The following is a 19,996-nucleotide window of genomic DNA, read 5'->3' on the forward strand; positions in this document are numbered from 1 at the left end:
GTTGTGGTGAAGAGCCAAAACTTTTTTCAAAAACATTCTGTGTCTATCTCATCCTTCGCACTAAACGAGAATAAACCCCGCCGTAAAGCAGCACCAATACAATAAATCCTATTTTGATGGGCATGCTGGCCGCTTTTAGGCGAAAAGCAACTCCAATCAACACAACAAGCGGCAGGCTAATCAGAATAAAATACGGCCACGACCATTGTTTCACCCACTTCACTCCTGTCTGCGATGCGGTTTCTAGTAAATTCCTTGTTAATATCATCCATTTTAATCATACACCTTGACTCTAAAAAAAAAGAGAAATCGTTCGACAATTTTGTCTTTTTTACATATTTCGACATATTTCATGCTATTGAAATGAAACAGAGATGCTTTTAAGAGCTTGGTACAAGGTAAGCGTTGATCCAAGAAATTCTTTTTGAAATTTCCTTGCTTCACCGTATTGAATAATTTCGAAAAATACATTAAATTATATAGTAATCATCAAAACGTCACCGCACAATTGCATACGGACATTCTTATCAAGAGAGGGGGAGGGACTGGCCCGGTGAACCCTCAGCAACCTGGCCCGCGGCCAAGGTGCTAAATCCAGACAGGCGGATGCCTGGAAGATAAGAAGAAGCGAACGAAAAGTCTTCTTCTTAGAAGACTTTTTTCTTTTACTTTAAGGAAACGGGGGAATCAAATGTGGGGCTGCTCGATGAGTTGAAACAACGCATTCTCATCGCTGACGGGGCGATGGGAACGCTTTTATATTCGCACGGCATTGACCGTTGTTTTGAAGAATTGAATCTATCCAATCCAGATGAAATCGTCCATATTCATGAAGCGTATATCGCCGCGGGCGCCGACGTCATTCAGACGAATACATACGGCGCCAACTATGTGAAACTCGCCCGCTACGGCCTTGAAGATGAGGTGCCGGCCATCAACCGCGCGGCGGTGCGGCTCGCCAGGCAAGCGGCGAACGAGCGGGCGTACGTGCTCGGGACGATCGGGGGGCTGCGCACGTTAAACAAAAGCGTCGTCACGCTCGAAGAAGTGAAACGGACGTTTCGCGAGCAGCTGTTTGTCCTGCTGGCTGAAGGGGTTGATGGCGTGCTGCTCGAGACGTATTACGATTTGGAAGAGTTGGAGACGGTGCTTGCCATCGCCCGCAAAGAAACGGATTTGCCGATCATCGCCCATGTGTCGCTCCATGAAGTCGGCGTCTTGCAAGATGGCACGCCGCTCGCGGACGCCTTGCTCGCCTAGAGGCGCTCGGGGCCGATGTCGTCGGACTGAACTGTCGTCTCGGTCCATATCATATGCTTCGGTCGCTCGAGGAAGTGCCGCTGCCGAAGCAGGCGTTTTTGTCGGCGTATCCGAACGCCAGCCTCCCGGATTACCGCGATGGCCGGCTTGTCTATGAGACGAACGCTGAATATTTCGAGGAAACAGCCAAAGCGTTCCGCGACCAAGGGGTGCGCTTGATCGGCGGGTGCTGCGGCACGACGCCGAAACATATTGAGGCAATGGCAAAGGCGCTCGCCGACCGGACGCCGGTGACGGAAAAAACGGTGAAGCGGCGCACGGCATCTGTATCGGTGCAAGCCGATCGGCCCGCGCCGACTCCGCTTCCCGAGCTCGCCCGCACGCGCCGCTCGGTCATTGTGGAGCTGGATCCGCCGAAAAAATTGGGGATTGACAAGTTTCTTGCTGGGGCGAAAGCGCTCCATGACGCCGGCATCGATGCGCTGACGTTGGCCGACAACTCGCTCGCCACGCCGCGCATCAGCAACGCCGCTGTCGCCACGATCATCAAGGAGCAGCTCGGCATCCGCCCGCTTGTGCATATTACATGCCGCGATCGCAATTTGATCGGCTTGCAGTCGCATTTGATGGGCTTGCATACGCTCGGCATCACCGATGTGCTCGCCATTACCGGCGACCCGTCGAAAATCGGCGACTTCCCAGGAGCAACGTCGGTGTATGATTTATCATCGTTCGATTTGATCCGCTTGATCCGCCAGTTTAACGAAGGGCTGTCGTACTCGGGCAAACCGCTTGGGCAAAAAACGAACTTCTCGATCGGCGCTGCGTTCAACCCGAACGTCCGCCATTTGGATAAAGCAGTTGAGCGAATGGAGAAAAAAATTCAATGCGGCGCCCACTATTTCTTGACCCAGCCGATTTACTCGGAAGAGAAAATCGTTGAAGTGCACGAAGCGACCAAGCATCTTGACACACCGATTTACATCGGCATTATGCCGCTTGTGAGCGCGCGCAACGCCGACTTTTTGCATCATGAAGTGCCGGGCATTACGCTCTCTGACGAGATTCGCGCCCGCATGGCCGCCTGCAGCGGTGACCCGGTGCAAGCAGCCAAGGAAGGCATCGCTATCGCCAAATCGCTCATTGACGCTGCGTTTGATTTGTTTAACGGCATTTATTTGATCACGCCGTTCTTGCGCTACGACATGACGGTCGAGCTCGTCCGCTACATTCACGAAAAAGAAGCGGCCGCCAAAGAAAGGAAGGTTGTTCATGGCTAACGTCACCTTAGAACAGCAACTGCAAAGAAAAATTCTTGTCATCGATGGCGCCATGGGCACGATGATCCAAAGCGCCAACCTATCGGCCGCCGACTTTGGCGGCGAGGCGTATGAAGGGTGCAACGAATATTTGACCCTCACCGCCCCGCATGTCATCCGCCGCATTCATGAAGCGTACCTAGAAGCCGGTGCTGATATCATTGAAACGAACACGTTCGGAGCGACACGCATCGTGCTTGACGAATATGGCCTCGGTCATTTGGCGCTTGAGCTGAACATCGAAGCGGCCAAACTCGCCAAACAAACGGCTGAGTCGTTCTCCACCCCGGACTGGCCGCGCTTTGTCGCTGGTTCGATGGGGCCGACGACGAAAACGTTGTCGGTGACAGGCGGCGCAACGTTTGAAGAACTCGTCGCCGCCTACGAAGAACAAGCGCGCGGACTGCTGTTGGGCGGCGTCGATCTTCTGTTGCTGGAGACGTGCCAAGATACGCTGAATGTCAAAGCCGGTTTTCTCGGCATTTCGAAGGCGTTTGAAGCGGTCGGTCGCCGCGTGCCGCTCATGATTTCCGGCACGATCGAACCGATGGGCACGACACTCGCCGGGCAGGCGATCGATGCGTTTTTCATCTCGGTGCGCCATATGAAGCCGATCGCCGTCGGCTTAAACTGCGCGACAGGCCCCGAGTTTATGACCGACCATTTGCGCACGCTCGCCTCGCTCGCTGACACGGCGGTCAGCTGCTACCCGAACGCCGGTCTGCCGGATGAGGAAGGCCGCTATCATGAAACGCCGGAGATGTTGGCAGAGAAAATCCGCCGCTTTGCCGAAAAGGGATGGATCAACATCGTCGGCGGGTGTTGCGGCACGACGCCGGATCATATCCGCGCCATTGCCGAAGCGGTGCGTGATCTCCCGCCGCGGGCGATTCCGTCTTCGTTTGATGTCCACGCCGTTTCCGGCATCGAGGCGCTCATCTATGATGAAACGATGCGTCCGCTCTTTGTCGGCGAGCGGACAAACGTGATCGGCTCGCGCAAATTCAAGCGCCTCATCGCCGAAGGGAAATACGAAGAAGCGGCGGAAATCGCCCGCGCCCAAGTGAAAAACGGCGCCCATGTCATCGACATTTGCCTCGCCGACCCAGACCGCGACGAACTCCATGACATGGAGCAGTTCGTCCGCGAAGTCGTGAAAAAAGTGAAAGTGCCGCTTGTCATCGATTCGACCGACGAGCGCGTCATTGAACGCGCCCTCACCTATTCGCAAGGAAAAGCGATCATTAACTCGATCAACTTGGAAGACGGCGAGGAGCGGTTTGCAAAAGTCGTGCCGCTGCTTCATCAATACGGCGCCGCCGTCGTCGTCGGCACGATCGATGAACAGGGAATGGCCGTCACCGCCGAACGGAAGTTGGAAATCGCCTTGCGTTCGTATGACTTGCTGGTGAACCGCTACGGCGTCCCCGAGCGCGACATCATTTTCGACCCGCTCGTCTTCCCGGTCGGCACCGGCGATGAGCAATACATCGGCGCGGCGAAAGAAACCATTGAGGGCATCCGCCTCATTAAAGAGCGGCTGCCTCATTGCTTGACGATGCTTGGCATCAGCAACGTCTCGTTCGGCTTGCCGCCGGCCGGGCGCGAGGTGCTCAACTCCGTCTTTTTGTACCATTGCACGCAAGCCGGGCTCGATTACGCCATCGTCAACACCGAGAAATTGGAGCGGTTCGCCTCGATTCCGGAAGAGGAAGTGCGAATGGCTGAGGCGCTTCTTTTTGACACAAACGACGAAACATTAAACGCCTTTATCGAATTTTACCGAAGCAAAATCACCGCCGCCAAACCGGCGCAGACGAACTTGAGCTTGGAAGAGCGGCTCGCCCGCTACGTTATTGAAGGGTCGAAAGACGGGCTCATTCCCGATTTGGAAAAGGCGCTTGAGACCTACTCCGATCCGCTGTCCATCATCAACGGTCCGCTCATGGCCGGCATGGATGAAGTCGGGCGGCTGTTCAACAACAACCAGCTTATCGTCGCTGAAGTATTGCAAAGCGCGGAAGTGATGAAAGCAGCGGTCGCCTTTTTAGAGCCGTATATGGAAAAGAAAGAAGGAAGCACAAAAGGAAAAGTCATTCTCGCCACCGTCAAAGGCGATGTGCATGACATCGGCAAAAACTTGGTCGACATCATTTTAAGCAACAACGGCTACGAGGTGATCGACCTCGGCATTAAAGTCGCTCCGCAGCAACTCATTGAAGCGGTGCGCGAACATCAGCCGGACATCATCGGGTTGTCGGGCTTGCTTGTGAAATCGGCTCAACAGATGGTCGTCACCGCCCAAGACTTGCGCCAAGCGGGCATCTCGACCCCGATTTTAGTCGGCGGCGCCGCCTTGACGCGCAAATTTACCGAAAACAAAATCGCGCCCGAATACGACGGCATCGTCTTGTACGCAAAAGACGCCATGGACGGGCTCGCCCTTGCCAACCAAATCCAGCAGGGCGAGATTGACTACAAGAAAAAAGAAACGGCCGAAAGCGAGCCAACGCGGCAAACGACGGTGGTCACAGCGGTCAAATCGAACGTCTCGACCGACGTTCCCGTCTACATCCCAGCCGATCTCGAGCGCCACGTGCTGCGAAACGTGCCGCTTGACCACATTTTGCCGTACGTCAACTGGCAAATGGTGCTCGGCCACCACCTCGGCTTGAAAGGAAAAGTGAAACGGTTGCTTGAAGAGAAAGACGAAAAAGCGTTGGCGTTAAAAGCGGTCATCGACGAACTCGTCCACGAAGCGAAAGAGCGCCGCTGGATTCAGCCTGCCGGCGTCTACCGCTTCTTCCCGGCGCAAAGCGACGGCAACCGGGTTTACATTTACGATCCGACTGACGGCAAAACAGTGCTCGAGATGTTCGACTTTCCGCGCCAGCCGCGGGCGCCGCATCTTTGCCTCGCCGATTATTTGAAATCGAAAGAAAGCGGCGAAATGGATTACGTCGGTTTGTTCGCCGTCACGGCCGGTCATGGCGTCCGCGAACTCGCCCAACAGTGGAAAGACGAAGGCGAATTTTTGAAAAGCCATGCCATCCAAGCGTTGGCGCTCGAGATTGCCGAAGGGTTCGCCGAACGAGTCCATCAAATTATGCGCGACCGCTGGGGCTTCCCGGACGACCCGGATTTCACGATGGAAGAGCGCTTCGCCGCCAAATACCAAGGCCAGCGCTACTCGTTCGGCTACCCGGCCTGTCCGAACTTGGAAGACCAGGAGAAACTGTTCCGTCTGCTTCATCCAGAAGACATCGGCATCCGTCTCACCGACGGCTATATGATGGAACCCGAAGCATCGGTTTCCGCGATCGTCTTCGCCCATCCGGAAGCGCGGTATTTCAATGTGTTATAAGCGGGGAACGAGAAACGAGCTGGACTATGTGAGCCAGCTCGTTTGCTTTTTTTACGCACCTTGGCGTTTCCCGTTTTGCAGCAAAAAAAGACGGGGATTGGCGCTCTGGGAAAATCGCGATGTTTGTTCAAGTGTCAACCATCATTGATTCAAATGATGGATTCAGGCATATAGCATTCCACGCCAAGCCGACGAAAATCTTTTTCGTTCCAGGTGATGATCCCTTGGATGGATGCAGTGTGCTGCGCCAGCGCCGAAAGATACGCGTCAGCAAAATCGACACTGCAACGGGCGTAATCGTCCAATGCCTTTCCAACAACTTCTTTGTCTATCGTCTTAATACAAGAAGCCTCCATGATTTGCTTCAGCTTACTTGCGATTTCTCCTTTCGTATACCCGTACCGTTTCGACTCGAGCACCCAGCAGCATTCCGCCACGACAAGAGGATGCAATAGAAACGCAAATTCACCGTTGACCGCCTTTTCAAATACCCGATAGGCAACCAAAGATTGTTCTTCATCGTCATTGGTTAAAAAACGAATGATGATGTTCGTATCTAAAATATACACCTTTCATCCTCTTCTCCCTATCATCTACTCCACGTCTTTTTCCCTCTTGGACATCCGTTCCTCTTTCGCCTGTTTGCGAATATCCTCCCATGTCATCGGACGACTGTCCCCCCTAGGCGGCATGGTGCCGAACAAAGATAGCAACGCATCTTTCTTTTTCACCTTTAACGTCACCTCTTGATTTTCCCCATAAACAAACGCGACTTGGTCTCCCGGTTCTGCCCCAAGCACTTCTCTGATCTTCATTGGAATCGTCACTTGATGTTTCGAAGAAAGTGTGGAGTAATACGTATACGTTTCATGTGAGGATGGCTTCATCACAAATCCTCCTTCCCTCTTTGCTAATCATTTTATCTTTGCTTAATCAAAAAGTAAAGATTGTCTAATCCCCCAAGACTTCTATGGCAAGAAACGAAAAAACAGAAGAGAAAAACATGTTCCCCAAATTTCCAGATCTATTGAACAGCACGGTCCATCCCCTCTTCACACATAATTCCCCTCCTCCGTCCCATACTAACGATGACAATACATGCTAAGGAGGAACAAACATGGTCACAAAGCAACAAACGACGCTGCCCCCGCAGCACCAGACGCGCCAGCCCGGCCTGCAAACGGAGATGAACCCGCAGCCGGTCACCATCAAAGACACCTATAAAGGAAGCGGCAAGCTCGAAAACAGAGTCGCCATCATCAGCGGCGGCGACAGCGGCATCGGCCGGGCGGTCGCGGTCCATTTTGCCAAGGAAGGAGCCGATGTGGCGATCATCTATCTCAACGAACATGAAGACGCCGAAGAAACGAAACGGCTTGTCGAACAGGAAGGAAGACGGTGCCTGGCGATGGCGGGAGACATCGGGGATGAAGCGTTTTGCAAAGAAGCGGTGAAACAGACGATCGAAGCGTTCGGCAAGCTCGATATCGTCGTCAATAACGCCGCTGAACAGCACCCGCAGCCGAACTTTCTCAACATCACCGCCGCGCAGCTGGAAAAAACGTTTCGCACGAACGTATTCGGCTGCTTTTTCCTAACGAAAGCGGCGCTCCCGCACTTAAAGAACGGAAGCGCCATTATCAACACCGCTTCGGTCACCGCCTACGAAGGAAACGAACAGCTCATCGACTACTCGGCGACAAAAGGGGCGATCGTCGCCTTCACCCGCTCGCTCGCCAAAGCGCTCGTCGGCCAAGGCATTCGCGTCAATGGCGTCGCCCCAGGCCCGATTTGGACGCCGCTCATCCCGTCGACGTTCAAAAGCGAGCAAGTCGCCACATTCGGCGCCAACACCCCGATGAAACGTCCCGGCCAACCGTGCGAAGTCGCCCCGTGCTACGTCTTTTTGGCGAGCGACGAATCGTCGTACATGACCGGGCAAATGCTTCATGTAAATGGCGGCAAGTTCATCAGCGATTGACCGCAGCCACCGCTGTTGCCAATCATTTTTAACAAAATCGCGTTACCTTTTCTCACAAAAATATGGCGTGATTGTAAAAAAACGAGTACGATAAAGCTACGATGTTCCTCTACTTCTTTACAAGGTGCCCCTCTTCTCTCAGTCCGTCCCACTACTGGGGCGGGCGGTTTTTTGTCATATAGCGAGCAGCCAATCCGGTTCAGACAAGTACGTTCGGCATTCGTTTAAGGCGTGTTGGGCCATCATCCCATCAATAAGACGGTGATCGTAAGTAAGGGACAGCGGCATCACAGAAGCAATCTCAATCGAATCATCGACGACCACCGGTTTTTTCTCAACTTTCCCGATTCCTAAAAGACAAGACTGTGGATAATGAATAATCGGCGTGAACCACGAACCATTGGCCGAGCCGATGTTCGAAACCGTGCATGTCCCTCCGCTCATCTCCACCGCTTGAATCGTTCCCGCTCTCGCCTTCGCCGTCAATTCTTCAATTTCTTTCGCAATTTGGAACAACGATTTTTGATCCGCATCACGAATTACCGGGACGAGCAATCCACGGTCAGTGTCAACCGCAAACCCAATGTGAATGAATTCGTGAATAACGATTTCTTCTCGTTCCTCATCAAGCGAAGCGTTGAGCATTGGATACTTTTTCAACACCGCTGCCAGCGCTTTTACCACATAGGCTAAATAGGTCAGTTTTACCCCTTGTTGCTCGGCTAGCGGTTGGATCCGTCGGCGATGTTGAACAAGACGGGTCGCATCGGCCTCGCCAAAATGGGTGACTTGCGGAATGGTCCGCGTTGACCGCACCATCGCTTTGGCGATAGCCTTGCGGATGCCTGTCAGCGGCACTCGGCGCACTTTTTCCCGGCTTTCCTGCTTCTCTAAAATCTCAACACTGGCAGCAGCCTCATCTGTTGCTTTTTGCTGCCGAACCGACAATGCTGCTTCAATATCGCTTTTCAATATTCTTCCGTTCTTTCCGCTTGGAGTGATTTCCTCTAAAGACACGTTCTGCTCGCGGGCAAACTTTCGCACTGACGGGGCAGCCACGAATGTTTTTTGAGGAGTCCTTTGTTTTCCCGCGCTCGCCGCACGACGAATATCGTCTTCCGTGATTTTGCCATTCGCCCCCGTCGGTGTGACCGTACTCCAATCGACGCCAAGCTCCTTGGCCAGTTTTTTTACGCGTGGGGTGATCTTGATCTCTGTCTGCGGATCTCCGCCGTCCGGAGCAAACGTTTCGACGGCAATGACGGCCAGTACTTCGCCGACCTTGGCCGTATCCCCTCGTTTCTTTTTGATCTCTTTTACTGTTCCTGACTCGGGAGCGTGAATTTCTGAAACGGCCTTTTCTGTTTGCACTTCCACTAGCGTGGCTCCTTTTTCCACCGCATCTCCTTCGGAAACGTGCCAAAACGTAATGAAACTTTCATCATGGGAATCGGATAATTTGGGCAATGTCACTTCGACAACCATAAGCTGCCTCCCTTGGAACGAACTTTTCCTTATTCATTGACGAGTTGGATCGCCTCACGGAAAATTTTATCGGCATTTGGCAATACAAATTGTTCAAGCGGACGGCTATAAGGAATTGGCACATCCGGAACAGCAATCCGCTTCACCGGCGCCTCCAAATCATACAAACAATGTTCAGCGGCAATCGCGGCAATTTCCGCCGTCATCCCGTACGACAGATAGTCTTCATCAACAACAAGTAAGCGGTGTGTCTTTTTAACCGATTGAATGATCGTCTCTTTGTCCAATGGGACAAGAGAACGCAAATCGATCACTTCCGCTTGAATGCCTTGTTGTTCAAGTCTTTTGGCCGCTTCGAGCGCCTGATGCACTGTCATTTGAATACCGACAATGGTGATATCCGTTCCCTCGCGCACAATATTTGCTTTCCCAAGCGGCACAGTATACGCCTCTTCCGGTACATGCCCGATCGAAGCATCAAGCTGATCCATCCAGCCGAGCCCTTGCAAGGTTTTATGGAACATAAAGACAACAGGGTTATCATCGCGAATAGCGGAAATCATCATCCCTTTTAAATCATATGGCGTCGACGGAGCGACGACTTTCATCCCAGGAAGATGGGCAAAGGTGGCGTACAACGTTTGCGAGTGCTGGGCGGCATCGCTGTAACCGCCTCCCACCGCCGTCATCAATACCATTGGCAGTTTCACCCTGCCGCCGGACATGTACGGAATTTTCGCCATATGGTTGTAAATTTGGTCCATACAAACCCCAAAAAAGTCGACAAACATCAGCTCCACGATCGGCCGCATTCCTTCCGCAGCGGCGCCGATGGCAGCACCGATGAACGCGGTCTCAGAAATCGGCGTATCGATGACCCGTTCCGGTCCAAACTTTTGGAACAATCCCTCTGTCGCTCCAAAAATCCCACCGTATACTCCGACATCTTCTCCCATCACAAAGACGTTCGGATCTCTCTCCATCTCAAGGCGAATCGCTTCAGCCAGCGCCTTATTTCCCGTTAACAGCCGCTGTTTTGTTTGTTGCATATGGCAAAACTCCTTTCTCCTATGAAATTAGACAAACACATCTTCCAATGCCTCTTCCGGCTTGGGATAATCGCTTTCTCTCGCAAACGCGTACGCCTGATCGACCTCAGATGTCGCTTTGTTTTCCAGCTGTGCAATCGTCTCCTCTGTTACCCCACATTCATTCAATAAATAGTTGCGAAGGCGAATAATGGGGTCTTTTTGGCGAAGCAACGTCACTTCATTTTTATCCCGGTATACTTCCGGATCGCCTTGGAAATGTCCTAAATAACGGTATGTTTCAATCTCAATAATCGACGGCCCTTGTCCAGTTCGTGCACGTTCAACCGCTTCTTTCGATACGTTGTACATATCAATCGGGTCGTTGTCTTTGACATAGTATCCTTTAATGCCATAGGCGGCTGCCCGTACATCATTCGAGGGAACCGCTGTAGACGCCGTTTTCGGCACAGAAATTCCATATTGATTGTTTTCAATGACAACAATGAATGGCAGTTTCCATAATGCCGCCATATTTAACGATTCATGAAATGCCCCTTGATTGGCGGCTCCTTCGCCGATAAACGCAACCGCCACCCAATCCGTCCCCCTTTTCTTGGCCGCCAGCGCCGCGCCAAGGGCATGAGGAATCCCAGCCCCAACGATCCCTCCGCAGGAAAATTTGACGTCAGGATCAAACAAATGCATATGGCCGCCCTTTCCTTTTCCTAGTCCAGTGGCTTTTCCGAAAATCTCTGCTGTCATCCGGTTCAAATCCACCCCTTTGGCAATCGCATGGTGATGCGGACGGTGAGGGGCAGTCACCGTATCTTCCTTTTTCAAGTGAACACACATCCCAGCTGCAGCCGGTTCTTGTCCAGTGGCCAAATGCATTTCCCCTGGCACCGGCCCCGCGCCGATATTAAACACAGGAGATTTCCCTTCGGCATACGCCTCCGCCATTTTGTCTTCATAGCAGCGAATTTTGTACATCGTTTCGTACATCCAAAGAAGATGATCCTTGGAAATGGCCAACTTCCTCTCCTCCTTCACTTGATTGGTACCGCTTTCATCATTTCTATAAAGCAAAAATCGTTCCAACGCTTGTTTCCTTTTCTTCGTCCGCCAAATTGTTTATCCAAAGCCGTCTTTTTGATCCAACCTAAACAAAAACAGCGACAAAGTGTTTCATTTTGTTTCACTTTGTCGCTACACTTTGATACAAAATGGGACAGTCAATACCGAATATTCCATTTATCCATTTGCCGGTAAAATGTGCTCCTCGATATGCCTAAATAACGGGCAGCTTTGGAAATGTTGCCGTTGCACTGCTTTAACGCCTCGATGATGGATTGCTTTTTTATCTCATTTCGGGAGATGTCTACGTTCTCCCTGACTTGAGACGAGCAGGACGGCTGAAAAATTTCTTCCGGCAAATCCGCTGCTGTCAACATAGGTTTGGTGCATTGATTCAGCACCCGCTCGATTATATTTTGCAACTCGCGAATATTTCCTGGCCAATCGTATTGCATAAGCGCCTCTAAGAAATCGGACCGTATCTCAGGAAACGGTTTATCTCGTTTGTGAGCCAGTCTTTCAATAAAATGACGGACGAGAAGCGGAATATCTTCTTTTCTTTCTCGAAGCGGCGGAAGAACAATCGGCATGACGTTCAACCGGAAAAACAAGTCTTCACGAAAACTGCCTTTTTGCACTTCCCGGCGAAGGTCTTTGTTGGTCGCCGCGATGATTCTGACATCAACAGGGATCACTTTATGCCCGCCAATTCTCATCACTTCCTTTTCTTGAATAACGCGCAAAAGCAACACTTGCATTTCCAAGGACATTTCGCCAATCTCATCCAAAAAAAGCGTTCCCCCATTGGCAAGCTCAAACTTTCCGGCGCTTCCCCCTTTTTTCGCTCCTGTGAATGCCCCGTCCACATATCCGAACAACTCACTGCCAAGGAGATCACGCGGTATGCCTCCACAGTTAATGGCAATAAACGGTTTGTTTCTCCGCTTGCTCTCATTATGAATCGCCTGAGCCACCATCTCTTTTCCTGTTCCGCTTTCCCCTAATATTAACACGTTGGAATCTGTCGCTGCGGCGAGCCTCGCTTCGTTCATTTTCTCAATGAAACACGGGTGTTGCCCGATCATATCCGCAAACGTGATTTTCGCTTGGTTTCCCGATAGGTGGTTGACAAACTGGCGTACCTTTTCAATTTCTTTTACAATGATCATCGATCCGATTCGTTCTTTTTTCTCGTAAATTGGAATCTTGTCAACTAACACATGGTGCACCGCGTTTGAAGGCTTGACGCTTAGATGCAGCTCTTGATTTTGCAAATGAAGCGGGTGGTTCGAACAGATAGAGGGATCATTGAAAAGATCGTCGAGCTTTTTCTCTTCCAGTTGCAGTTGTGGTATACGGAACAGCTTTTTTAACTGGTTGTTCGCCTTTACGATCTTCCCATCGCGATCGATGATTAAAATACCTTCTTTCATATTGTTCGTTGTCGCTTCCAAAAACCGTTGCATCATCACGTTTTTTTCAGCATTCTCATGTAATTTTAGTTGGTACTCAATCGCCTTTACGGCTGATACAACCATTCCTAGCGTATGAGAGTGCACTTTTTCATAGGGTCCTGACATATTCAATACACCAATGATTCGGCCGTCGGGATCATGGATGGGGGCAGCGGAACACGTCCATGACTGGCATATTTTCGTGTAATGTTCCTCAGCAAACACTTGAATCGGACGATCAATGGCGATCGATGTGCCAATGGCGTTGGTCCCCATCACTTGCTCGCTCCAGTCCGCCCCCGCGATAAATCCGATTTCTTCCGCCCTCGCTAAAGGCTCGCGATCGCCAATCGACAAAAGCAACTGTCCGTTTTCATTGCACAGGATCACCAAAAATCCAGATCCTTTGACAATCGAATACAACCCTTCCATTAACGGCAATGACCAATCGATCAAGGAGCGGTACTTTTCATTGTCGATTTCTTTAATCCACCCGTACGGCCGAAACGGATCAACCATCGCTTTTTTCGACCGAAGCCAAGAGTCTCGAATCATGGGCGGCAAATCGGGATCGAGCTCGTTATGAAATACGAACTTTTCCCACATGATTTTCACTTGCTCGCTGGTCACGGCCATCTTATGTTCACCTCCGTGGTTGCTTTTGTTTTCTGTTTTCTCTTTCTCTCGCAGATTTCCTTTCTTGTATTTCGACGAAAGTGTAAAAAATGATCTCACATTCGTCCATGAGCATTTGTTAAAAATGACCAAAACTTTCGAGACAGGAGATAGGTACTGAACAGAGCTGTTGACCATGCCGCCTCGCACCAATTAGGCAGATATGGAGGCCTTTCTTCGTGCGTGAAACCTTTTATGTGTATATGCTGCAATAGAAAAGGTGTCCCGACCTTTTTGGGACACCCTCTTCCTTCATGAACAGACAAGCCTACTTTATCGCATAACATCCTTCATCGATTTAAAGATGCGATTTTATTTCAAACGCGCATCAAGAAAATCTAATACTTTTCTAATATTTTCTTCTGAATGAAATTCCGGCCCACCATGCCCCGCATTTTCAAACAGCTCGAGAATGACGTTTTCTTTTCCGATAACTGACTCCAATTTTTTAGCAAATTCAACAGATTGTAAATACGGAATGATATCATCTTTCATCCCATGCTGAATCAAAAATGGAGGACAATCTGGCGTAATATAGGTTTCTGGATTATGTTTGGCAACTAAATCTGGGATGAGAGTAATTTGTTGCCCCATCAATTTCGATTCAAATGAATCTGAGGAATTATGAATTTGACCTTCGATACCGATTTCAATAAATTGGTCATCCATAGTCAGAAAATTGATAGGCCCATACCAATCAACAACCGCTTGCACTCGGTCAGAGTATTCAACATATCCTATAGTAGGATTTTTAAACTCCGGAACATCCCCTGAAGTTCCAACTAATGCCGCTAAAGCCCCTCCTGCCGATCCGCCCCATACAGCGAATTTTTCTGAACAAAGCGAAAATTCATCAGCATGGGCACGCAAGAATCGAATCGCAGCTTTTACATCTTCAATATCGGCCGGAAACGTAGCTTCACCGCTCAAACGATAATTCACAGAAGCAATAGCATACCCTCGCTCCAATCCATGCAATGCAGCCTCGCAATCTGGGCCCTTTTTATCTCCGAAAGCAAATGCTCCTCCATGGATAGAAATAATGACTGGAAATGGCTTTTCCCCTTTCTCCGGTAAATAGATGTCTAACTTTTGTGATTCAGATAACGAAGCATATGGAATGTCAAAATACGTCTTTGTCATATTCATTCCCTCCCACAAATTGCAATAAGACTAAAAATTCTTTCCTTAGATACACCATTATTGAGCAATTGTCTTCGAAAATTCAAAATTCCTTTTGGCAGGGGCCGTTTCTTTTAACCCTAAAAATAGAATAAATGTAACAATTGTTGCTAACAACACGATCCATATAGGTGCAGCGATACCATAGCGATCAGCAAACATGCCGCCTAACGCTGGTCCTAACGTTCCCCCAATTACCTCTCCAACAAGATTCACAAGAGACATAGCCGTCGCTGCCGAAACAGGGGGAACAGATTCTCCGGGAATGGTAAAAAATGTTAAGGGAGCTAGGCATGATCCACAACTAAATGTAATAACAGCTAACACGATCATTCCGTGTATATTGTGGAAAAGCAAAAATGAGATGGGCAGCAACATTTGCACAAACATCACCGTTAACACAACAGGTTTACGACCAAAGCGATCTGAAAGCCACGGCATTAATGCTGACCAAACAAACTGGGCAATACCATAAATGCTGAAAATGGCTGCAGCTGCTGTTTGTGAAAACCCTCCTTCTTTCATTAAGTATAAAGGTCCAAAACTTGAAAACGTTAAAATTGGCCCCCCCATTTGAAAAATAGCACCTATTACGCATAGCCATACATTTCGACTTTTCAAAACTATCTTTACGTCACTCCACTTCATTTTTGAAACATGACTAACATCCTTCTCTGATTCATTAGAAAGACGCGGCTCTCGCATATAAATCCATAGAAAGATACCTAACAAAATGCCTGGTATAGACATGGAATACAGAGCATATCGCCAACCTAAGTGACCGGCAATCGCTACAATCAATGTGGGAGTTAGCCCACCTATTAAAGAAGACATAGCGATAATAAACCCCGCATTAAAACCTCTTCTAGAAGGAGTGGATTCAGCCATCATCGAAGCTTGAATCAGAGGAATAGAAGGTCCTTCCGCCAAACCAATGATGGCTCGGGCAACAAGTAACGCAATAATTGATTGAGCCAACCCTACTCCAAATGTCGCTATAGAAAACATAAAGACAAAGAAAACAAGAAAGTTTTTTCTCTTTCCAATTGAATCAGAGATAAACGCAAAAATTACACTACTAATCCCCCATGTAAAGGCAACAATGGACATTGTCAAACCCAGCTGCGCATTGGTAAGCTGTAAATCAGCAGCTATATTTGGAAAAATATACGTAATACCAAGTCGATCTAAAAAAATCAACCCCCATAACAATCCAAAAGATACCATAATGATATTTTCATATCGCCACCATTTCACTGCTCCGTGATTCATCGCTTTTCTCTCCCCTTTGAAAAATTCGCTTTTTGTGACCATGCTTCACGCCATCAGTCAACTCTCTTTTATTTTCCTTTGCTTATGATTCTTTCTTCTCTTCCCCCTTGAGCATCGTCAGCAATTGATCATAACTTTTAGGCGGCTGGCCGTTCCATTGTTCACGTATTCTTTGATCGGCCAGCCATTGCAACTTTGCCTTCACCGCCTCAGACATTGTCGCATCAATGCCCAGCATGCCGAGCGTGGCCATCACTTCGCTCATTTCTGCCACCCGTCGCTCCGCATGAATAGCGGTGCGCGGCAGCAGCAAATCCGCTGTTTCTTGCAGCGGCCGTGCGGTTATCGATTCATTTAGAGAAGCCAGCACCGTCTCCTCAACCCCATATATTCGGCTTGCATGCAGCGTCTCAAGCAACAATGCCGAAACCCCTTTCATAAAAATGCTGCGAAACATTTTTATGGCTGACGAACTTCCAGGAGTTTCGCCAATGAATGTGACATTCATCCCCCATCCATTGGCTTCTTCTGCAAACCCGAGCGCCTTCGATCCGCTGACATAGATTGGCACTTTATGCTTTTTCAGAGGAACAGTGTCCATCACTGCCGCATCGATAAATGAGGCTCCTGTTTCGGCAATGCGTGCCGCCACTCGCTCCATTGTCATCGGAGAAGCCGCGTTCATATCAATGTAACAATGATCGGTATGCAAAAAGGGCTGAATGTTTTCCGCGATCATTTCCGCGACTTTCGCACTGGCCGTGCAAAAAAGATGTGTTGTGTTTTCGCAAAGTTCCTTCAAGGAAGCCGTGAGTGGGATGCCGAGCGCCGCTGCCCGCTCGCGGATCATAGCTCCATATAAAGGATGGTCGCTGTTTATGTCATAGGCGAAAATAGAGGTGATCTTCTTTTCTTCCAGCAGCCCGCTTGACATGGCAAAAGCCGCTTCTCCAAATCCAATAAATCCAATCGATGGTGCTATCATTTTTCATCTCCCCATCGTTCAAAACGTTTATGTCGCCTTGATTCCAAAAGAATGCCGTTTTTGAAACGCTTCCTCGTTCTCGTAGTACACCACATTTTCTCTTTGCAATGTTGCTCGCAAATGGTAAAAATCTAAGCTCAACTCGCCTTTTTCAATTTTCTGCTTTGTTTCCGCTTCTTTGTCAACGCGTTTTTTTGCCGCCTCCAATGATGAAGCCGCCTCATCTTTGCGAATCACTACCACTCCATCATCGTCCGCCATGATGAGATCCCCTGGGTGGACGAGCACGCCAGCGCATACAGCGGGAGCGTTCACCCAACCGCCCCTCGCTTTTGTAGTGCCTTCCGGATGAACAGCTTTCGACCAAACTGGAAAGCCGAGTTCGCGAATTTGTTTTACGTCGCGAATGCCAGCATCGATAATAAGCCCTTGTACGCCCCTCTTCATTAACGCACGCACAATAAGCTCACCAATCATCCCATGAATTCCTTCGCCAATCGTTGCGATGACAAGTACGTCTCCAGGCTGACACACTTCAATGGCGGCATGGATCATTAAATTATCTCCCGCGTAGCAAACGGCGGTCACTGCTGGCCCGCATATCGATATCCCCTGTTGAATCGGCTTCAGTTTAGGAGAAAGCAGCCCTTGCTTTCCTTGCGCTTCATACACGGTTGACACATCGTAATGTTTCAGTTCCTCGATGATTGACAAAGCTGGACGTTGAATGTTGCGAATGATGTATTTTTCCATCAGATAAGCTCACCCCCTACAAGAGGGAAAAAACGGCTAAACGCTTCCGCGTATTGATATTGTTGATTGCCCGAGCACCGGCGTGCATGGTTGCCGCGCAAAGCTGCTTTAGCTGCATAATAGTCAATTAAATGTTTTTGCGCCTTGAAACAATTCATCGCTGCATATTTTTGTTCATACGTATCGGTAATATCAACGATCACTTCCGGCTTGAAATCGCTAATCTCCGATTGGTGCGGTTCAAAGCCAAACAGTTTCGGTTGCTTGATTTTCGGCAAATCGACATCGCGCACCCCAGCCGATGTCGCCAACACGGACGCTTCAAACACAAAACGGGAAACGGTTTCATGGTCGGGATTGAACGCATCACGCGGCCCATGTGTTAAAATCACATTCGGGCGAGCCTCACGAATTTTCCTTACTAATTGCAACGTCCGCTCCGGCGTGATGGTCATATGATAATCTTCGTAATCCCAAATCTCGTAATCCTTCACTCCCAAGCATTCTGCCGCGGCTTCGATTTCACTTCGGCGCACCGCTTTAACGTTTTCAAGAGTCTGTCCTTCCACCTTCCATAAGTCGTTTGATTCACCACGCGCTCCATAGCTCAAAATCACAAGCGACACATTGGCTCCAGCCTTTACATATTTCGCAATCGTCCCGCCGCCTCGCCAGACAAAATCAGCAGCATGGGCGCTGACGACTAATAAGTTTGTGTGTTGATCCATGGCTTCTCCTCCTATCGAACACTTATTCTCTTTCTATAACCGGTTGCGCTTACACTTTCGAAGCGACTTCTTCCACGAGAATGGCTGTATTGATGACAGTCATTCGTTTGACTTCGTCCGGTGTAAAGCCGCCATGCTCAATGAGTTGACGAACAAACTCCAGCAGCCCTTCATCCGGGTAGACGTTGCTCGGCTGGCCTAAGTCGGTGGATAAAATGCAATGTTTGGAACCAACATACCGAATTTCCGCAAATACCGACTCCCACGTCGTCTTTCCTGATGCCGGTGTTGTAAAGCAATGTTCCATGATCGCTCCCATCTCAGCAAGCTCTTTTTGTTCCTCTTTGGACAAAGCGATCGATGGAAAGTTTGGATGAGTGATGACGATTTTCCGCACACCGACCGCACGAGCCTCTTTCACCAGTTCATAAATTTCCTGTTTGCCCACATGTCCCGTCGCCAAAATCAAATCGTATTTTGCCATCACTTCCAAACAGTCGTACACTTCTTTTTTCAAACGATGGTTTTCATCTAAAATTCGAATGGTTGGCAACGCCTTTCCTTGCGCCTCAAATTCTAGACGCAACTTCGCCCAATGTGGCAATTTCACAGGAGGGCTGTTGATGAAATGTTCTTGTTCGTTCGCAGCGTCAAACGTCGGCATCCACACGATTTTCGCTCCGTCTCTTGCCGCCATTTCCACCGCAACAGCGTTTAACCCTCCAACTGTATTGTTTAGGCAGATTGCTCCAACCGCTTGAAATCCGGGAAACTGGCGATTGACCAAAGCTGCTCGTTCAGCGGTGCAGAAATAATGGGACTTAATGCCGTATCCCTTCATGCCAAGCCGTTGAAGCCGTGCCGCCATCTCAAAATCATCCAGTTTTCTCGGCAACACGTCAGGTCCGGTATGAACATGAAGATCATATGCATCCTTCAGCAACTCTTCATACAAACAGCATCCCTCTTTCTTTAAACAATATTGTTAAACAATTTTGTTTATGATTGAATTATAAAATACTATTCTTCATCATGTCAACAAAATCATTCAAAAATTTCGTAAAAAAAGCTGGTTTCAGCTTTGTCGCTGAATAAACCAGCATGTTCCTCCACTCTTACCAGACTTCTTTAACAATCTCTATACATGCTCATTAAAAAATTAACATTTGCCTTCTCCTGCAACGAACTGCCTTCCCCCATGGCTCAGCTCGCAGATTGAGCCTACAGGATCTTTGGAGGAAGTGCTGCAACGCTCAGGGTGTGCAGGATAACGGAGAGGTTAACTCTTCATGTTGCATGTATATCGTTGGAGGCCAGACCATTTCATCGTGGTAAACTACCTACCACTTACACTTCGCTGAGAAGTGGGGCTTCAAGCGACTTGTGCGTGTTCACCGAACAGCAAGCCACGCCCAAGAACCCTTTACGCTTCC

15 protein-coding genes, 1 pseudogene and 1 riboswitch are annotated in these 19,996 nt (G+C 49.3%); of the genes and pseudogenes, 3 read left to right on the plus strand and 13 right to left on the minus strand.

The window, feature by feature from the left end:
- Window positions 1–43: 43 nt before the first annotated feature.
- The gene (locus tag I656_RS18605; RefSeq protein ID WP_015374078.1) at window positions 44–214 is read right to left on the minus strand and encodes a hypothetical protein; all 171 of its coding nucleotides are present in this window, start codon (window positions 212–214) and stop codon (window positions 44–46) included.
- A gap of 307 nt (window positions 215–521) precedes the next feature.
- Window positions 522–624: riboswitch (SAM riboswitch) on the plus strand.
- A gap of 69 nt (window positions 625–693) precedes the next feature.
- On the opposite strand from I656_RS18605, the pseudogene I656_RS0115220 reads away from it, so the two are divergent.
- Both I656_RS0115220 and metH read left to right on the plus strand, forming a co-directional pair.
- Window positions 694–2,540: pseudogene (locus I656_RS0115220) on the plus strand (bifunctional homocysteine S-methyltransferase/methylenetetrahydrofolate reductase).
- Window positions 2,533–5,943, plus strand: coding sequence for a methionine synthase (metH, locus tag I656_RS10110; RefSeq protein ID WP_033005227.1), 3,411 nt, complete (start codon window positions 2,533–2,535; stop codon window positions 5,941–5,943). Before I656_RS0115220 ends, metH begins: the two are co-directional and overlap by 8 nt.
- A gap of 149 nt (window positions 5,944–6,092) precedes the next feature.
- Here the strand turns inward: metH and I656_RS10105 are convergent, their stop codons facing one another.
- Both I656_RS10105 and I656_RS10100 read right to left on the minus strand, forming a co-directional pair.
- Entirely contained in the window at window positions 6,093–6,512 is a 420-nt protein-coding gene (locus I656_RS10105; protein ID WP_020754586.1) for a PIN domain-containing protein, read from the minus strand.
- Window positions 6,513–6,536: 24 nt separating this feature from the next.
- Complete coding sequence (locus I656_RS10100; protein WP_033005228.1) at window positions 6,537–6,830, minus strand: AbrB/MazE/SpoVT family DNA-binding domain-containing protein; 294 nt, start codon at window positions 6,828–6,830, stop codon at window positions 6,537–6,539.
- A gap of 230 nt (window positions 6,831–7,060) precedes the next feature.
- Here I656_RS10100 and I656_RS10095 point away from each other — a divergent pair, with 230 nt between their 5' ends.
- On the plus strand, window positions 7,061–7,924 hold the full coding sequence (locus I656_RS10095) for an SDR family oxidoreductase (protein WP_015374074.1): 864 nt from the start codon (window positions 7,061–7,063) through the stop codon (window positions 7,922–7,924).
- Between the two features lie 174 nt (window positions 7,925–8,098).
- Here the strand turns inward: I656_RS10095 and I656_RS10090 are convergent, their stop codons facing one another.
- The 10 genes from I656_RS10090 to I656_RS10045 form a co-directional block, all read right to left on the minus strand.
- Window positions 8,099–9,409, minus strand: coding sequence for a dihydrolipoamide acetyltransferase family protein (locus tag I656_RS10090; protein ID WP_020754588.1), 1,311 nt, complete (start codon window positions 9,407–9,409; stop codon window positions 8,099–8,101).
- 29 nt (window positions 9,410–9,438) lie between these two features.
- On the minus strand, window positions 9,439–10,458 hold the full coding sequence (locus tag I656_RS10085; protein WP_011230214.1) for an alpha-ketoacid dehydrogenase subunit beta: 1,020 nt from the start codon (window positions 10,456–10,458) through the stop codon (window positions 9,439–9,441).
- Between the two features lie 27 nt (window positions 10,459–10,485).
- Window positions 10,486–11,472 (minus strand): thiamine pyrophosphate-dependent dehydrogenase E1 component subunit alpha, encoded by a 987-nt coding sequence (locus I656_RS10080; RefSeq protein WP_013523101.1) that lies wholly within the window; start codon window positions 11,470–11,472, stop codon window positions 10,486–10,488.
- Between the two features lie 200 nt (window positions 11,473–11,672).
- A complete protein-coding gene (locus I656_RS10075; protein ID WP_033005233.1) occupies window positions 11,673–13,604 on the minus strand; it encodes a sigma-54-dependent Fis family transcriptional regulator in 1,932 nt (643 codons plus the stop codon).
- A 351-nt stretch (window positions 13,605–13,955) separates the two neighbouring features.
- Window positions 13,956–14,786: an alpha/beta hydrolase gene (locus I656_RS10070; protein ID WP_013146168.1), complete on the minus strand. Its 831-nt coding sequence runs from the start codon at window positions 14,784–14,786 to the stop codon at window positions 13,956–13,958.
- Window positions 14,787–14,843: 57 nt separating this feature from the next.
- A complete protein-coding gene (locus I656_RS10065; RefSeq protein WP_157856407.1) occupies window positions 14,844–16,097 on the minus strand; it encodes an MFS transporter in 1,254 nt (417 codons plus the stop codon).
- A gap of 82 nt (window positions 16,098–16,179) precedes the next feature.
- Window positions 16,180–17,082: an NAD(P)-dependent oxidoreductase gene (locus I656_RS10060; RefSeq protein WP_020754594.1), complete on the minus strand. Its 903-nt coding sequence runs from the start codon at window positions 17,080–17,082 to the stop codon at window positions 16,180–16,182.
- A 27-nt stretch (window positions 17,083–17,109) separates the two neighbouring features.
- Window positions 17,110–17,835 carry a 4-carboxy-4-hydroxy-2-oxoadipate aldolase/oxaloacetate decarboxylase gene (locus I656_RS10055; protein ID WP_020754596.1) on the minus strand — a complete coding sequence of 242 codons (726 nt, stop codon included), beginning with the start codon at window positions 17,833–17,835 and terminating at the stop codon, window positions 17,110–17,112.
- The gene (locus I656_RS10050; protein WP_020754597.1) at window positions 17,835–18,563 is read right to left on the minus strand and encodes a PIG-L deacetylase family protein; all 729 of its coding nucleotides are present in this window, start codon (window positions 18,561–18,563) and stop codon (window positions 17,835–17,837) included. Before I656_RS10050 ends, I656_RS10055 begins: the two co-directional genes overlap by 1 nt.
- 49 nt (window positions 18,564–18,612) lie before the next feature.
- Complete coding sequence (locus I656_RS10045) at window positions 18,613–19,518, minus strand: DUF6282 family protein (RefSeq protein ID WP_020754598.1); 906 nt, start codon at window positions 19,516–19,518, stop codon at window positions 18,613–18,615.
- Between the last annotated feature and the right edge of the window lie 478 nt (window positions 19,519–19,996).

Origin of the sequence: Geobacillus sp. WSUCF1, from assembly GCF_000422025.1 — a bacterium.
Classification (GTDB): Bacteria; Bacillota; Bacilli; order Bacillales; family Anoxybacillaceae; genus Geobacillus; species Geobacillus zalihae.